Here is a 16,197-nt window from a genome sequence, read left to right as displayed (position 1 = left end):
CTGTTAAAAGCTATTTTTTTCCCATGAAATTAAATAACTTTTGAAAAATAGTTTTCTTTTGTTCTGTCAGAGACATTAATGGAATGGACTCACCCAAAATTCTCCTGGCTATATTACGGTAGGCAAGAGAAGCCTTGTTATCAGGATTCATGGCAATTGGTTCGCCTTTATTTGATGCTGTAATCACCTTATCGTCATCGATCACAATTCCAAGAAGATCGATGGAAAGATGAGTAGTAATTTCATCAATATCAAGCATATCGCCAGATTCCATAAGGTGATTTCTTATCCGGTTGATAATCAGCATAGGGGGATCAATTTCTTCCTGCTCCAGCAATCCAACAATCCGATCAGCATCACGAACAGCAGATCGTTCCGGGGTAGTCACGACAATCGCTTTATTAGCTCCTGCAATGGCATTCTTGTAGCCTTGCTCTATTCCGGCCGGACAATCAATTAAGATATAATCATAATCCTGCTTCAAATGTTCGACGAGTTCTTTCATCTGCACAGGATCCACTGCTGATTTGTCACTCGTTTGTGCCGCAGGAAGCAAATATAAAAGATCGTCAAACCTCTTATCTTTCACTAGCGCCTGGTGAACTTTACATCTTCCTTCAACGACGTCTACTAAATCGTATATAATTCGATTTTCCAACCCTAACACAACGTCAAGATTACGCAGACCTATATCAGTATCAATCAAACAAACCCTTTTCCCCTGCATGGCAATCGCAGTTCCCAGGTTTGCAGTTGTAGTGGTTTTACCTACCCCGCCTTTTCCGGAGGTAATAACGATGGCATCGCCCATTTTACATTCCTCCCTTGTACTTTGTAATAGATGGTCGAACATGTCTTAACACCTGGAGGCGATCAACCACAATTTGTTCAGATTCATCTATGTAGGCACATTCCATTTCATGTGTTTCCTGTTCATTGTTGTTTTCCAGATCAGGTGCGCGGTTTAAATGTTTTGAAATACGAAGCTGGGAAGGCAGCATTTGAGAAGCAACAATGACTGCTTCATCATTTCCATAACATCCTGCATGCGCAATCCCCTTAAGTGTTCCAAGGATGTAAATGTTCCCGCCGGCCATAATCATTCCCCCCGGGTTCACATCGCCGACCAATAGAAAATCCCCTTCTACCTCAATCACCTGGCCAGACCTTACAATACCGGCAATTGAAGACATCTCCCGTTCCCGAATTAGCTGGTCAGCTTCATCAATGGTAATCACATTGCTATGAATTTCTTCCACTATTAAACTCTTTTGACTTCTGACGATTTCTTTTAACTCTTCACTTTGTTCTTCAGTTAAAAAGCGGTTTCCCGCTTCTATTTTAGCTGAGATCACATGATCATCATCCAGTGCTTTATATTGAACTGAAAGTTTTTCGATCAGTTCTTCTTTTAACACATCATAGCCGCACTGATCATTTAATTTTAATATAAATCCATCCTTCGTTCCTTTGATCATAACGTTTTGTCGATTACCCATTATTTCACCTCAATACTCTTGCATTCACATTTCTTTAATTTTCACCTTGTCGTACATTAATCATCCATGATTTAAACGGATAAGCGAGCAGCAGTATAAAAAGAGAATTAAAGAGAAGTGTTGAGTACAAACGTTGTGTGGCGAATGTTGTAAAATCAACGCCTGCAACACCAATTAATAAATTAAACTGATAGACGATCCATTCCAAAACAGCAATCAGAAACAGGCCCAATACCCCGACCACAACAATGTTCTGATTAATCAATTTCAAAATAGCCAGTGCGATATATACCAGCAGCGGAAATAAAAACATATAAATTCCAATGATTCCTGTGAAAAATAAATCATACATAAAACCGAATGTAAATCCGTAGATATAGGCGGTACGTTGTTTATAATACACACTGATAAATAATATAAACACAAATAAAAAACGCGGCACCAAAAAACGCGTGTCCCCAAACGCTTCGATTGGGGAGAAGGTAGCAAAGATACTTTCGCTATAAAAAATTATTACACCGAGAAGGGGAAGTATCAGACGTGTCATTCCTCCTCCTCCTCTCCTTGTGCATCCTCTTCAATTTCATCCTGTCCGGCTGCCACACGCTCGATTACCATTACATGTTCCAGGTCATACAAGCTTGAAGCCGGCTTCACGTAAGCAGTTTGGGTCAGCCCGTATTCATCGGAAGTTACTTCTGTCACTTCGCCAATGACCAGGTCTCTAGGGAAAACACCGCCGAGACCGGATGTAATAACTTTAGATCCTTCCTGAACTTCCTGATCAAACGGGATCTTTTTGACCATTAGTTCCTCACGCTCAAGATCATAGCCTTCAACTAAGCCGAAGACGTTTGATTCTTCGGACTGAATTAACGCCGATACCCGGTTGTTTGCATTTCTTGCACTCAGCAATTCTACAGTTGACGTAAATTGGCTGGTATCTTTAACTCTGCCAATCATACCGCTTGCGGTTTGCACAGCCATATCGGTTTTTATGCCATTAACCTGACCCTTATCTATAATAATGGATTCCTGCCACTGATCCGGGTTCCGGGCTATGACTGTTGCGTTTACTACATTAAAATCACGCAGATTCTCCTCTATGCCATTCAGGCTTCGCAGCTCCTCATTATCACGGCTGAGATCTGTTACTTGCGTTTCCAATAGAGCCATTTCTTCCAGGCGTGCTTTTAATTTTTGATTTTCAGTATACGTATTCGTCAGGTCCTGGACGTTATCGATTAATCCTTGTGCATATCCTGCAGGCTTAGATGCAATGTTTTGTCCAAAACCAACGATGTCTTTGACAAATTGTTCAGGCCAGGAAATATTTTCTCGCTCACGCAGTGAAAATCCAATCAGCGCCACCAGCAGGATGATGCTGACCAGGAGTACAATGAGCCGTTTATTCATAAAAAAAGGGGGCATGTTACAAACACCTCAATCATATTTAACGCAATTATTTTTGCTTTTTAAAGTAATCAATATTATCTAACGCTTTTCCTGTTCCAATTGCCACACAATCAAGCGGCTCTTCTGCAATATGAACCGGCATCGCTGTTTCTCTGGTAATAATTTGATCCAGCTTTCGAAGAAGGGCTCCGCCACCGGTTAAAACAATGCCGCGGTCAATGATATCAGCCGAAAGTTCCGGAGGGGTCATCTCAAGTGTGCTTTTAACTGAATCAATAATCGATGTAATTGTATCAGACAAAGCTTGTGTAATTTCTGTTTCGGAAATTTGAATGGTTTTTGGCAGCCCGGTTAATAGATCACGCCCTCGAATATCAAGGGTTAAAGGCTCTTCTGAAACAATAGCAGACCCAATTTCAATCTTAATTGTTTCAGCCGTTCTTTCGCCAATCATCAAATTATACTGTTTGCGAATGTATGAAATAATGGCATTATCCATTTCATCTCCGGCGACTCTTATTGACTCGCTTGTAACGATTCCGCCAAGTGATATGACAGCCACTTCTGTTGTTCCTCCGCCAATATCCACGACCATGCTTCCAGTAGGCTCCCAAACGGGAAGTCCTGCTCCAATGGCTGCTGCGAACGGCTCTTCTATAGGAAAAGCGTCACGGGCTCCGGCCTGACGGGCGGCATCGATCACCGCTCTTCGTTCTACAGATGTAATCCCGGATGGCACGCATACCATAACATAAGGCTTTTTAGCGAATGAGCCTGTGTTTTTTAAGGCTTGATTTAAATAGTACTTTATCATGGTAGAAGTAGTTTCAAAATCGGCAATTACGCCATCTTTCATCGGTCGCAATGCAACGATATTTCCAGGAGTACGCCCAATCATATTACGAGCCTCGTTCCCAACTGCCACAATATCTTTTGTATCCTGCCTCAATGCAACGACAGAAGGTTCTCTCACTACAATCCCCTTGCCTTTTATGTAAACGAGTGTATTTGCAGTTCCTAAATCAATGCCGATATCTTTTGATCCAAACATGGAGTATCTCCCTTTCTAAATTACACTACTAAGTTAAATTTTATGACGATTCTTGTAATCAATTAAAAACCATAGCTTTTATTATAGCTCACAGAACATTAAAATAACAGAGTTACATATACCCTTTTTCCTTTAAACTGACATACTTTTTCTCTCCGATGATAAGATGATCCAAAATGTCAATCCCAATCATTTTACCACATTCTACTAATCTTCTTGTCACATCAATGTCTTCTTTGGAGGGAGAAGGGTCCCCGCTCGGGTGATTATGTGCACACACAATCGATGCTGCTGAACGCCTGAAAGCCTCTTTAAAAACCTCTCTCGGGTGTACGATGGAAGCATTTAAACTGCCGATAAAAACCGTCTGCTGGTGGATAACCTGATTTTTCGTATTGAGATAGAGACACACAAAATGCTCCTGCTGAAGAAATCTCATTTCATTCATCAAAAAGTTGGCTCCATCCTCAGGGGATCGTATAACATAGCGGTCATTAAAGGTTAAATTTGCAATTCTTCTGCCCATTTCAATTGCGGCCATTATCTGCACTGCTTTCGCCTCTCCGATTCCATTAATCGACATAATTTCCTCAAGAGAAGCCTCTTTTAATAGACGTAAACCTTCAAACTGATGTAACAGCCGATTTGAAAGATTTAAAACTGATTCTTTTTTTGATCCGGTTCTCAATAAAATGGCGATAAGCTCCTGATTGGATAAACTGTGAGGACCTTGAAGAATAAGACGTTCACGAGGCCGGTCTTCTTCCTTGTAGTCCCGTATCATGAGTGTGGTGCGGGGTGTAGTTACCATGGGGCATCCCTCCTTTATTTTTATAAAAGAGGAATGGATCAGAAACTAGATGCTCAGCAGCGGTGCGATTTCTCTTTTCAGCCTAGCAACAGGCAGACCGACAACAGAGTAATAATCTCCGTGTATTTTGCGTACAAATAGCGCCCCTCCGCTCTGGATGCCATAAGCGCCTGCTTTATCAAAGCAATCACCGGATTTTATATAAGCCTGAATATCTTTCTGTGTGAGCGGCCAAAAAGTCACTTCCGTTCTTTCAACAAATTCAACTCTTTTTTTACCGTACAAGATGGAGACACCTGTCCAGACAGTATGAGTTCTGTCAGAAAGCTGGTTCAGCATCAGTTCAGCTTCTTTCTCATTCCTCGGCTTACCTAGGATTTGCTCACAAACAACAATCGTATCGCAGCCAATAACAGCTGCATCCGGGTACTGCTGAGCCACATCAGCTGCTTTGCCTTTCGCAAGTCTGAGTACAACTTCCTCAGGGACATCAGCTGGGGAAAATAATTCTTCAAACGAACTGGGCTGGACTTTAAAAGGGAGATTTAAGTAGGAGAGTAATTCTTTTCTTCTCGGAGAAGCAGAAGCTAAAATAATTTCTGTCATGCGATTTGCACCTCTTCGTGTAAATTAGATGGGAGATATACTTATTGTAGCATATCTCCCCATCCCTTATCTTATTTAACTAACTATTTTTTTCAGGCAGTTCCCAAATCGTTTCCATTACCTGCAGCACCGCTTTGTCATGCTGAACAGTTGATTCAACGGGTGTTTCCTTTAGTCTCTTTAATGAATCAAACAAAGGATGCAGTGATTCACTTTCAGGTTTTTTTGCAAGAAGATCATCTGGTATGATTGCGTTTTCCTTTGAGAGAAACGGCTGTGCAGCTCCTATGGAAGCTAAAAGCCAAGCGCTGTCCGATTTACTTAGTTCAATCTCAAATGCCGGTCTGGAAACTTTTTTCACGTAGAGAGGAATTTCTTCCGATTGGTGGCGTTCAGCTATGGCTTTTGCTCCTGGTTCGTCCGCTGCTGCACCAGCCCACAGCGCAAAAAGGCCATCATGGGATGTTTGAATAACGGGAATCTTACTTTCAATTTTAGTAAAAATCCCTTCTGCTGATGCCGCTTCTTTAAAAACCCCTGCTTGTACCACCCACATCGTTTGATCAGGGACAGCAGCCTTAACAGCACCGGATCCTGCAGATACCTGCTGGACTGCCGGGTTTGCCTGATCTGTTAAACTGGGCTGACTGATGGCATTTGGATCGATAACGGTAAAAGCGATTGTTGCAAAAACAGTTGAAACCAGGGCTGCAAGTAAAACTGGTTTTGTCCTCGCAATCCAATAACGCGCTTTACGGATGCCTTTTTCAATGTTCTTTCTCTCCACCTTAGGAAAGTAAATAACCGCATTTTTGGAAGGCTGGTTTTCAACAGAAGAACTCTCTTGCTCTTTGTGATCTGATTTGCTTGGCTCCACCTATAATCCCCCTCTTATTCTCTTTGTCCAACAGCCTATCATGCAGCAAATAAAAAAGAACAAGACTCCTGTCGCCTTGTTCAAAAAAGAATATGACATTATTCGATTAGCTCAGCCAGCCTATATAATGATTAATAAGATCATTTCCAAAAAAGTAGGAAATTAATGATGCGACCGCAATATACGGTCCAAAAGGAATCATCTCTTTACGCGTCCACAATCCCAGCCAGATACCGCCTAAACCTGCAATCGTTGCAAGCAGGACAGCAAAGAAAAAAGACAGGAGCGTCAGCTTGATACCAAGCACTAAACCGATCACAGCATAAAGCTTAATATCGCCGCCACCCATTCCGCCTCTTGATATTACGGCAATCATAAACAGCAGCATGAATCCCCCTGCCGCTCCTGTATAAGAATCCCACCATGGTGCAAGCGGCTCAACGATGCGAAGGACTGCCAGCAGTATACCAAAAAAAAGAAGAATTTTATCCGAAATAATCATATAGGAAATATCGGAAACTACAATAATAACAAGCAGTGAAATAAAGGTTAGAATAACAGCCAGTTCCCAGTTGAAACCTACTATGTAAAAAGCGGAGCCAAACAAAAGACCTGAAATTAATTCCATTATCGGGTAAAGTAATGAGACTTTTGAATTGCAGTTTTTGCATCTTCCTTTAATGAACAAGTAGGACAAGACCGGAATTAATTCGTTCCACATTAATTGTTGATGACAGGTTGAGCATTGGGACCCGGGGTAAACAATTGATCCCCCTTTCGGCACCCGAAGACCAACTACATTATAAAAAGATCCGAGAACGCAGCCTAACAGCACAAAAATTATCAGATAAGATAGGGTCATTTTGTCAGTCCTTTAATGTCGGAATTTTAGCGGATACAGTTCCATTGGCCATTTTATTCCTCCGGCCTCCTGCTTTAGACCAGGTGAATTAATTTAGGAGCATTCGCTCTGTTTTAATACACTTATCAATCAACACCCCTTTTCAGAATAAACGAAAAACAAAATAAATATTTGTTATATTATAATTCACAAAATAATTCTTTGGAACTATTTTTTTATAATAAATAGTAAAAAAGTTCAACACACTCTCCCGACGCTCAGTATTTTTATCCATAAAAAAATACAGCCTCAGCTGTATTTTAGTTTGAGAATTCCGCTACTCGGTTTCGTCCTTTTTGTTTTGCGCCGGTAAATAAAGCTCTGTCTGCGTTTCGGAGAAGATTAATAGCTGAGTCCGTATCTTCAGGAGCTGAAGAAACACCAATACTTACAGTCATATCAATCTCAATATCCCGCGCATTGTGATTGAGTCCGTAATGAGTTTTAAAAGATGTGTCTTCCACTTTAGTCCGGATAATTTCTGCAACAGTTAATGCTTCTTCCTTGGATGTATTTCCCATCATTAAAACGAATTCTTCTCCCCCGTATCTGGCCAAAACTCCTTTATCTCCTGCAATATCCACAAGAAGTCCAGCCATTGACTGCAATAGATCATTCCCGCTTTGATGGCCAAAGGTATCATTCACTTGTTTAAAGTGATCAATATCAATCAGGATGAGGGAAAGCTGCCGAAGATGACCATTCATCATCCGGTCAAATTCGATATGCAGTTGTTCGTCAAAATACCGGTAATTATAAAGCCCTGTCAGTCCGCAGCGCTCACTTTTTACGATGGCACGCTGGTGATTCCGGGCGTTTTCAATAGCGACTGCAAAATAGGAGCTTAGAAGTTCAACAATTTGAACAATATGACTGCGGTATGCATGTTTTTTCCCAGAAGCCACCAGCAAAACAGCTACCATTTTTTTATCTCTTTTGATTGGTACTGAAAGTAAACTTTCTGCACCATCAGGCATATATCCTTCCGCTTCCTCAGTCCATTCAATTTTGCTGTTAAAAAGCACAGATTCCCCAGTTCTCCAAACCTTTCCCGTTATTCCTTCACCTTTGCGAACCGGGGTTAGATTATTTGATTTAAGCTCTCCATTTTCAATTCTGCGCAACAGAATTAAATAGTCCTCATTAATTTCGGTATCCAAAATGTAAGCACAATCAACAGGCATTAAAACAGATAGTTTATTAATAAATAAGTCCAATACTTCTTCTATTTTTAATTTTGCAGCCAATTGATGGCCAATTTCTCCTGCACGCACCAAGTCATTTTTTAACTGCTTTGAACTATTGTATAGCTTCAGTACAGCTGCAAGTGCTATATACGGCAGCCCAAGGTAAATAACAGCTGCAATTCCAATCTGGTCAAGTAGAAAATAGAGTGCAAGCCCATAAGGCATACTTAACAAAGTGATGATGCGATCAAGAAGCGCGTCATTACTAAAGAAAGGATATTCATTATTCATCAGCCTGTTAAACCCATATAAGTAAATATGATTAAGCGCAACAAGTATAAGTAAATAAAGTGACCCGCCAACCGTCACTGTCAACAGAGAGTCCTCTGTAACAGAAAAATTGAACGAGTAATAAATCGCCGCTGCACACACGCTGCTGATTAGAAAGACGGATGAATACAGTGCATACCGGTAAAGTGTTTTACGCGTTATGTCCAGCCTTATCAAAAGCGGTATTAAAAAAATTTGCATGAGCACCATTTCGAAAAATAAACCGAATGATAAAAATGCTGCCAAGTTGACCCAATGTATAATAAAGATACTCGAATTGTCCACTTCAAAAGGCAAACAAATAATAATAATGCCAAGTAATATAAAGCATACAGGGATCCAAACTGAACTTACAGCAGGGGGATCAAACTGGTAAGAGTAATAAAGACCGGTTGGAAAGATAATCAGCCATGCGGTCCATAATACCCATTTCGTTTTAATAGTAACCTCCGCCATTTTTTACCACTCCGAGTTTAATAAGATAACAGTCTGATTATACACATAATTTTACCAAATACCCCTTACAAAGTCACTTTTTACTAATAGTGTTTATTAGGTTCTTGATTTCAAAAGAAATGGATGATAAAAAATAAAGTGAACCTGTCATGATGTAGAGATCATCACTTTTTGAATGCAATGCCTCCTCTGCCCAGACAAGAGCATCCACAGACCGGCTGGAAGGATGATTGCTTAATTCAACTAACGCTTCTGCAGCTGCCGCTCTTGGCATATCGAATGTTGCAAAAGAAATCGTTGCTGCCTTTTTATCAAGCAGTGCAATCATCTTTGATAAATCCTTATCCCCTACAGCAGCAAATAAAAAGTGGACGCGCTGCTTGGGAAACTTCCGGTTAATTGTATCGATTAAAGCCTCAATGCCTTCTTTATTATGTGCGCCATCCATCATCAGAAAAGGTGTTCTTGAAAGAATATCTGTTCTTCCAGGCCAATAGGCAGCAGCAATGCCACTGATGATTGTTTCTTTTGTTATGTTCATCTTTAAACTTTCACTGAGGATACTGGCAGCAAATATTGCAATTGAAGCATTCTCTACCTGATGCTTACCCGTCATCCCCATCTTAACCGGAATCGACACCTGGTTGTCGCGGTAGATAAAATGCTCCCCATCCGCTTCAGATTCCAGCAGTTCTGCCTTGAAATCCCGATTATAGCTGAATAAAGGTGCCGAACGCTCGGCAGCAGTTTTTTGGATAACATCGTTCGCTTTCTCCTGCTTTACATTGGTCACAACCGGTACATTCTGCTTGATAATGCCTGCTTTTTCGAACGCGATTTTTTCGTAGGTCGAACCGAGAATTGAAACATGATCCAATCCAATGGATGTAATGACCGAGCATAGCGGCTGAATAATGTTTGTTGAATCAAAACGTCCGCCCAACCCGACTTCTACCAGTACAACATCAACCGGGTTTATTTCTCCAAAATAGAGAAACATCATCGCTGTAATTACTTCAAATTCTGTCGGTCCGCCAATTTCTAATTTTTCAAGTTCGGCTGCGAGGGGTTCTATTCGTTTTGTCAGCTCGAGCCAATCTTCATCTGATACCGGTTTTCCGTTTATGGCAATCCTTTCATTAAACGTTTTAAAGTATGGAGAAGTGAAGGTGCCTGTAGTTTTGCCTGATGATTGAATAATGGAACGCAGATATGCAACGGTTGACCCTTTTCCATTCGTTCCGCCCACATGTACGGCTTTTATCTTTTTTTGAGGATGACCAAGCCGGTTCATCATCCACTCCATTCTCGCAAGGCCGGGTTTAATCCCTAAGCGAAGGCGTCCATGTATCCATGCAATTGCGTCATCATAGGTTTGAATCATCTGTGTAACTTCCTTTCTTTTACAGCATTCATGGAAAAAAGCGAGCGGAATTGTTCTCCGCCCGCTTCACCTTAAGTGGAATGTTCACTTTTATCATTTAAACATTTTTTAATTCTTCGATGCGTTTTTTAACTGCTTCTTGCTTGGCTTTGTAATCCTGTTTTTTTGCTTTCTCCTCATCCACAATCGCCTGAGGCGCTTTACTGACAAAACGCTCGTTGCCAAGCTTATTATCTACCCGCTCAACTTCTTTCGTCCATTTCATAAGCTCTTTTTCCAGACGGGCAATTTCCTCATCCAAATTCAGAAGACCTTCTAATGGCAAGAAGAGCTCAGCTCCTGTTACAACAGCAGACATAGCTTTTTCAGGCACTTCAATTGCTGTACCAAGCACCAGTGTTTCAGGATGGCAGAAACGATCCAGGTACGCTTCATTTTTCTCCAATTGAGCCAGAACCTTCTGATCCTTTGCTCTGATGGAAAGTTTAATCGGCTTGCTCATCGGAGTATTCACTTCAGCCCGGATATTTCGCACAGAACGGATAATTTCAATCAGCAGCTTCATCTCTTCTTCAGCTTCCCGATCTGTCAGTTCCGGATTTACCGTTGGCCAGGCTGCTTCAGTAATAGATTCCCCTTGATGAGGAAGGTTTTGCCAAATTTCCTCTGTTATAAATGGCATAAACGGGTGCAGCAAACGCATCGTTTGATCGAGTACATATGCCAGGATCGAACGCGTTGTTTTTTTCGCTTCTTCGTTATCACCGTTTAGTGGTAGCTTGGCCATTTCAATATACCAGTTGCAGAAATCATCCCAGATAAAGTTGTATAATGTCCGTCCAACTTCGCCAAACTCATATCGATCAGCCAGGCTTGTGACGTTTTCGATGGTATCATTTAATCGGGTAAGGATCCATTTATCCGCTACCGATTTTTCATTTGAGAGATCGATTTCTTCAAATTTAAGTCCATCCATATTCATCAACGCAAATCGTGATGCATTCCAAATCTTGTTGGCAAAATTCCAGACAGATTCTACTTTCTCCATTGAAAAACGAAGATCCTGACCAGGAGATGAGCCGGTGGAAAGGAAATAACGAAGCGAGTCTGCTCCATATTGCTCAATCACATCCATTGGATCAACACCGTTTCCGAGTGACTTGGACATTTTCCGCCCCTCAGCATCGCGCACCAAACCATGGATCAGCACATCCTTGAACGGACGGCTATCTGTAAACTCAATCCCCTGAAATATCATTCTGGATACCCAGAAGAAAATAATATCATAACCTGTTACCAGTGCAGCTGTAGGATAATAACGCTTGAAATCCTCTGAGTCTGTATCCGGCCAGCCCATTGTTGAAAACGGCCATAACGCGGACGAGAACCATGTGTCAAGCACATCATTATCCTGATTCCAGTTCTCAGGATCTGCAGGAGCTTCTTCTCCTACATAAATTTCTCCTGTTTCTTTATGATACCAGGCAGGAATTCGATGGCCCCACCAAAGCTGACGTGAAATGCACCAGTCTCTGATATTCTCCATCCAGCGCAAATAGGTCTGCTCAAATCGATTGGGAACAAACGAAACTTTATCATCCCCATGTTGAAGCTTAACTGCTTCCTCGGCGAGAGGATCCATTTTTACGAACCATTGTGTTGATAAGTATGGTTCTACTACTGCACCGCTTCGCTCAGAATGACCAACAGAATGCATATGTTCTTCGACTGAAAATAAAACACCCTGTTCCTGAAGATCTGCAACGATTTTTTTCCGGCATTCAAAGCGATCCATACCTGCATAAATATCAGCGTTTTTATTCATTGTGCCGTCTTCATTCATAATCAGAACCCGTTCAAGAGAGTGACGGTTTCCAATTTCAAAATCATTTGGATCATGTGCAGGTGTTATTTTAACTGCTCCTGAACCAAACTCCATATCAACATAATCATCTGCAACAATCGGAATATCCCGGCCGATAATTGGCAGCTTAACCGTTTTGCCTATCAGATGTTTATAGCGCTCATCTTCCGGATGTACGGCTACTGCGGTATCACCCAGCATTGTTTCAGGACGTGTTGTCGCTATTTCAATATGGCCGCTTCCATCCGTTAAAGGATAACGCATATGGTAAAATGCACCCTGAACATCTTTATGAATTACTTCGATATCTGAAAGAGCCGTTTTAGTCGCAGGATCCCAATTAATAATGTACTCGCCACGGTAAATCAGCCCTTTATTATAAAGGGAAACAAATACCTTTTGAACAGCGTTCGACAGCCCCTCATCGAGTGTAAAACGCTCTCTTGAGTAATCAAGCCCCAGTCCTAATTTAGACCATTGCTCACGAATGTGGTCTGCATATTCTTCTTTCCATTTCCATGTTTCTTCAACAAAAGCATCGCGTCCAAGATCATATCTGGACTTTCCCTGCTCCTTTAGTTTTTGTTCAACTTTAGCCTGCGTTGCAATTCCCGCGTGGTCCATGCCAGGCAGCCATAGTACATCATACCCCTGCATGCGTTTCATGCGTGTCAAAATATCCTGCAGGGTAGTATCCCATGCGTGTCCGAGATGCAGCTTTCCTGTTACATTCGGAGGTGGAATGACAATGGTATAAGGTTCTTTTTGGGGATCATTTTTTGCTTCAAATACTTTTTCATCCACCCACCACTCATATCGCCCTTTCTCAATGGATTGGGGATCATATTTTGTGGGCATTGTTACGTTATTTGGCTCCATTTTTTGCTCCTCCTCGACCAATTATCTATTTTGGGGATTAACCTTTGTCATGCTGTGCTAAATCGGTCTTTAATATTAATCAGCTGAAAATAAAAAAACTCCTCTCGCCTATAAAAGGACGAAAGGAGCGAATTCGCGGTACCACCTTTTTACACAAGCAATCAATCCACTTGTGCACTTAATTCCAATAACGGTGTTTAACCGGCTGATGGCTAATTAGAACTTTTCTGTTCACCACAGCTGCTCATGGGGGACTTCTACGAGTTCAGTTCTGGAAATTCTCTCAGCAAATGAATTTCTTCTCTGAAGAATGAATGATCGTGTACTCTTCCCAGTCAATGCATATCATATGTATTTCTATAGTAATGGATTAAACCGGTATTCGTCAATGCTTAACCACATCTTTTAATGTCCAATAAAGAAACGCAGACATATAATACAACATCTATTCAATTGAAAGGAAGAAAAAAAATGGGAAAACGAATGTTTCCAAAACCAGCACCGATTTGGTGGAAAAAGTGCCGCACGACCTGTCAGACACTAATTATTCCCTTTTGCTGTTTTCAGGGAGTGCGGCTTATTCTTCTGCCAACCACATTTGATGTTCTTCTTTTGGGCATTTTAATTGGGGTAGCCTGCGTTCTTTATTTTGAATGGATTTGATTAGGGAATCCATACAAGCTGTCCGCGTTCGAATGGAGCTCTGGTTTCAAACTGATTTGCTTTCATTAACTGAATCATCGATACTCCATATCGTTCTGCAACCATTTCAGGTGTTTCATTCTGTTGCGTAATGTAAATCTTAATGGTTGTCATATCCTCCTGCAGACTGGTGACAAAGCTCATTAAAGCTTGGTCATCAGCTATCTCTGCCGGTTCATCCTGGGTGTCCTCGTAACGCTCTTCTTCGTCATTCGCCTGCTCCTGCATCGGTTCTTCATGCTGGTGCTGCTCTTCTTCGTAATGCACTGCCCGGACCTCAGTTTGCGGCACTTCTGAAACAGCAAAAGCAGCAATATGAGGTTCTATACTGTCTGTATTTTCCTGTTCTTCCTCATTAATAACCATCTGTTCATCCAGATCAAATGTGATTTGTTCCTCTTCATGCGTTTCTCCATTCCAATCTTTTAATGGATTAGGCAATAGTCTGATCGGAAGTTCCTCCGCTTCCTCTCTTTTCACTTCACCCGTCTCATTTGCAACGGTGGTTTCCTGAGATGGATCCCGTTCTGGTTGTATTTCCGTCATCGGTTCGATAACCTTCATGGCCGGCACTTCTTTCGAAACACCGTCTACAATGATATCCGCCTGAATAAATAGGACCCGCTCGTCCTTTAATTCATAATCGATATGGTCAATATACACATCTAATTGATGAATGTTCGTTATCCTTGAAGATGACACATTCACTGTTATAGGAAAATAATGCTCAAATTCAAGCTGCTCGTCCTGTACATGGTTAATTACTTGAACTCGCTCATAAGATTGATACGCCTGCTCATCAAATCTTGAATCAAGACTTGCAATTCCTTCGCCTGCTAAATGCAGCGATCCTTCGATTAACACATGGTCTGCATGTTCAGTTATTGAAACACTTGGTTCAAAGGAAAGAGATCTAAGCTCTTTTAATCCGGCATTTCCATCCAGTAAAATAGTTTCTTTCAGCGAAAGCGGCATTTGGTTCTTTTTCATCGTTTCCTCCCTCATTTCTCCTTTTGCATAACTCCTACTCTTGCTTTATATGCTAAAAGAGAAATGAATATGACAATCAGGCAGTCTGAGCCAGTTTCCGCTTAAGTAAATAAACCGTCAAAGGAGCGGCGGCAAATAAAATAAAAAAGATTCGAAACAGATGAAAACTTGTTACAGTCGATACATCAGCACCCACCGTATAAGCTGTAATTGCCATTTCTGCCACCCCTCCCGGAGCAGCGCTTAAAAACATTTCAAGGAAAGGAAAGGAGAAAAAAGAGTTTAATGCAAATGATAAAATGATGCAAAACGCGATCAATGCAAGGTTCATCACAACGACGATTATTAGCGGTTTTGCTGCAAGAAGCTTTTTCATTCCTTTCATTTGCAAACCTAAATGAGTACCAAGCATTACTTGTGCAGATGCAACGAGTGCATCCGGCAGCCCAAAAGAAGCATCCGTTATTACATTAAAGCCGATTACGCTTATCAGCGGTGCAAGCATAAAGGGAATCGGAAAATGCACTCTCACCATACCAAGTAATAGAACAATAATAGCAATTGCCAAAAAGATGAGAGAAACTGTACTAAGGTAAATAATGGATGTTTGGTGATGGGCATTAGACGATGATTCTGCTGAAGGAAAAAAATAAGTGACAAGAAAAGGCACCAGCGTAATAACAAGGAGAATTCGAATGGTCTGCATGAAAGCCACCGCGGAAGGTTCAGCACCCTTCACTTCTTCACTTAACACTACCATTTGAGAAAGACCTCCAGGGAAACTTCCAAGCAGAGCAGTATGGTAATTATAATTTGAATTTTTTGACAAAAAGAGTGCGGAAACTGCGGAAAACCCCACAACGGCCAATGTTAAAACGAGCATATATGGCAAAAATATCACCATTAACTTAATGGCTTCAGAAGTAAAGGATGTACCCATCTGACAGCCAATAATCAGTAAACCAGTGTTCCGGATCCAAGAAGGCCAGTGCAACGGCCATGAAACGGTGTTACGTAAAATCAGCATGGCAAACAATGGTCCGAGCAGCCATGGCAGAAACATTCCTGAAGCAGCAAACAAAAAACCGGCTGCGGCAGCAATTACTGCAGTAATGATAAGCCATTTCACAGATTTTTCAGCCAAATTTCCCACCCTCTTCCTTAATATTCAAATTCTTATTCTTAAGTCTGACGCTGCAGGTCAGCGCTTTCCGCAAATGTATAAAATGAAAATAGGCTGATTA

Annotated in this window: 15 protein-coding genes and 1 other annotated feature; of the genes, 1 reads left to right on the top strand and 14 read right to left on the bottom strand. The window is 41.4% G+C overall.

Annotated elements, in window-relative coordinates:
• Window positions 1-10: 10 nt before the first annotated feature.
• The 12 genes from minD to E2R51_RS01425 all read right to left on the bottom strand — a co-directional run bounded on the left by minD (window position 11) and on the right by E2R51_RS01425 (window position 13,261).
• Window positions 11-811, bottom strand: coding sequence for a septum site-determining protein MinD (gene minD, locus E2R51_RS01480; RefSeq protein WP_133375255.1), 801 nt, complete (start codon window positions 809-811; stop codon window positions 11-13).
• 1 nt (window position 812) lies between these two features.
• Window positions 813-1,499, bottom strand: a complete 687-nt coding sequence (gene minC, locus E2R51_RS01475) for a septum site-determining protein MinC (RefSeq protein WP_133375254.1) — start codon at window positions 1,497-1,499, stop codon at window positions 813-815.
• A gap of 34 nt (window positions 1,500-1,533) precedes the next feature.
• The gene (mreD, locus tag E2R51_RS01470; protein WP_133375253.1) at window positions 1,534-2,046 is read right to left on the bottom strand and encodes a rod shape-determining protein MreD; all 513 of its coding nucleotides are present in this window, start codon (window positions 2,044-2,046) and stop codon (window positions 1,534-1,536) included.
• Window positions 2,043-2,930: a rod shape-determining protein MreC gene (mreC, locus tag E2R51_RS01465; RefSeq protein WP_133375252.1), complete on the bottom strand. Its 888-nt coding sequence runs from the start codon at window positions 2,928-2,930 to the stop codon at window positions 2,043-2,045. Before mreC ends, mreD begins: the two co-directional genes overlap by 4 nt.
• Window positions 2,931-2,961: 31 nt before the next feature.
• A complete protein-coding gene (locus E2R51_RS01460) occupies window positions 2,962-3,966 on the bottom strand; it encodes a rod shape-determining protein (RefSeq protein WP_133375251.1) in 1,005 nt (334 codons plus the stop codon).
• Window positions 3,967-4,078: 112 nt separating this feature from the next.
• On the bottom strand, window positions 4,079-4,777 hold the full coding sequence (gene radC / locus E2R51_RS01455; RefSeq protein ID WP_240732935.1) for a RadC family protein: 699 nt from the start codon (window positions 4,775-4,777) through the stop codon (window positions 4,079-4,081).
• 45 nt (window positions 4,778-4,822) lie between these two features.
• The gene (locus tag E2R51_RS01450) at window positions 4,823-5,383 is read right to left on the bottom strand and encodes a Maf family protein (RefSeq protein WP_133375250.1); all 561 of its coding nucleotides are present in this window, start codon (window positions 5,381-5,383) and stop codon (window positions 4,823-4,825) included.
• Between the two features lie 79 nt (window positions 5,384-5,462).
• Window positions 5,463-6,260 (bottom strand): hypothetical protein, encoded by a 798-nt coding sequence (locus E2R51_RS01445; protein WP_133375249.1) that lies wholly within the window; start codon window positions 6,258-6,260, stop codon window positions 5,463-5,465.
• A gap of 106 nt (window positions 6,261-6,366) precedes the next feature.
• The gene (locus E2R51_RS01440) at window positions 6,367-7,122 is read right to left on the bottom strand and encodes a prepilin peptidase (protein ID WP_133375248.1); all 756 of its coding nucleotides are present in this window, start codon (window positions 7,120-7,122) and stop codon (window positions 6,367-6,369) included.
• A gap of 299 nt (window positions 7,123-7,421) precedes the next feature.
• Window positions 7,422-9,134, bottom strand: a complete 1,713-nt coding sequence (locus E2R51_RS01435) for a sensor domain-containing diguanylate cyclase (RefSeq protein ID WP_133375247.1) — start codon at window positions 9,132-9,134, stop codon at window positions 7,422-7,424.
• 73 nt (window positions 9,135-9,207) lie between these two features.
• The gene (locus E2R51_RS01430) at window positions 9,208-10,518 is read right to left on the bottom strand and encodes a bifunctional folylpolyglutamate synthase/dihydrofolate synthase (protein ID WP_133375246.1); all 1,311 of its coding nucleotides are present in this window, start codon (window positions 10,516-10,518) and stop codon (window positions 9,208-9,210) included.
• A 97-nt stretch (window positions 10,519-10,615) separates the two neighbouring features.
• A complete protein-coding gene (locus tag E2R51_RS01425) occupies window positions 10,616-13,261 on the bottom strand; it encodes a valine--tRNA ligase (RefSeq protein WP_133375245.1) in 2,646 nt (881 codons plus the stop codon).
• 111 nt (window positions 13,262-13,372) lie between these two features.
• Window positions 13,373-13,609: a binding site (T-box leader), on the bottom strand.
• A 123-nt stretch (window positions 13,610-13,732) separates the two neighbouring features.
• Between E2R51_RS01425 and E2R51_RS20110 the strand changes: the two genes are divergently transcribed.
• Entirely contained in the window at window positions 13,733-13,924 is a 192-nt protein-coding gene (locus E2R51_RS20110) for a hypothetical protein (protein ID WP_133375244.1), read from the top strand.
• Here the strand turns inward: E2R51_RS20110 and E2R51_RS01415 are convergent, their stop codons facing one another.
• On the bottom strand, window positions 13,925-14,953 hold the full coding sequence (locus E2R51_RS01415) for a hypothetical protein (RefSeq protein ID WP_133375243.1): 1,029 nt from the start codon (window positions 14,951-14,953) through the stop codon (window positions 13,925-13,927).
• Between the two features lie 76 nt (window positions 14,954-15,029).
• Window positions 15,030-16,097, bottom strand: a complete 1,068-nt coding sequence (locus tag E2R51_RS01410) for an AbrB family transcriptional regulator (protein ID WP_165967103.1) — start codon at window positions 16,095-16,097, stop codon at window positions 15,030-15,032.
• Between the last annotated feature and the right edge of the window lie 100 nt (window positions 16,098-16,197).

This window comes from Jeotgalibacillus sp. S-D1, assembly GCF_004358665.1.
GTDB lineage: Bacteria > Bacillota > Bacilli > Bacillales > Jeotgalibacillaceae > Jeotgalibacillus.
Note: the sequence above shows the minus strand (reverse complement) of the source record. Positions and strands in the feature narration are given on the sequence as shown.

Coding starts and splice junctions, on each gene's coding strand:
- minD (WP_133375255.1), bottom strand. CDS start 811: ATGGGCGATGCCATCGTTATTACCTCCGGAAAAGGCGGGGTAGGTAAA.
- minC (WP_133375254.1), bottom strand. CDS start 1,499: ATGGGTAATCGACAAAACGTTATGATCAAAGGAACGAAGGATGGATTT.
- mreD (WP_133375253.1), bottom strand. CDS start 2,046: ATGACACGTCTGATACTTCCCCTTCTCGGTGTAATAATTTTTTATAGC.
- mreC (WP_133375252.1), bottom strand. CDS start 2,930: ATGCCCCCTTTTTTTATGAATAAACGGCTCATTGTACTCCTGGTCAGC.
- E2R51_RS01460 (WP_133375251.1), bottom strand. CDS start 3,966: ATGTTTGGATCAAAAGATATCGGCATTGATTTAGGAACTGCAAATACA.
- radC (WP_240732935.1), bottom strand. CDS start 4,777: ATGGTAACTACACCCCGCACCACACTCATGATACGGGACTACAAGGAA.
- E2R51_RS01450 (WP_133375250.1), bottom strand. CDS start 5,383: ATGACAGAAATTATTTTAGCTTCTGCTTCTCCGAGAAGAAAAGAATTA.
- E2R51_RS01440 (WP_133375248.1), bottom strand. CDS start 7,122: ATGACCCTATCTTATCTGATAATTTTTGTGCTGTTAGGCTGCGTTCTC.
- E2R51_RS01435 (WP_133375247.1), bottom strand. CDS start 9,134: ATGGCGGAGGTTACTATTAAAACGAAATGGGTATTATGGACCGCATGG.
- E2R51_RS01430 (WP_133375246.1), bottom strand. CDS start 10,518: ATGATTCAAACCTATGATGACGCAATTGCATGGATACATGGACGCCTT.
- E2R51_RS01425 (WP_133375245.1), bottom strand. CDS start 13,261: ATGGAGCCAAATAACGTAACAATGCCCACAAAATATGATCCCCAATCC.
- E2R51_RS20110 (WP_133375244.1), top strand. CDS start 13,733: ATGGGAAAACGAATGTTTCCAAAACCAGCACCGATTTGGTGGAAAAAG.
- E2R51_RS01415 (WP_133375243.1), bottom strand. CDS start 14,953: ATGAAAAAGAACCAAATGCCGCTTTCGCTGAAAGAAACTATTTTACTG.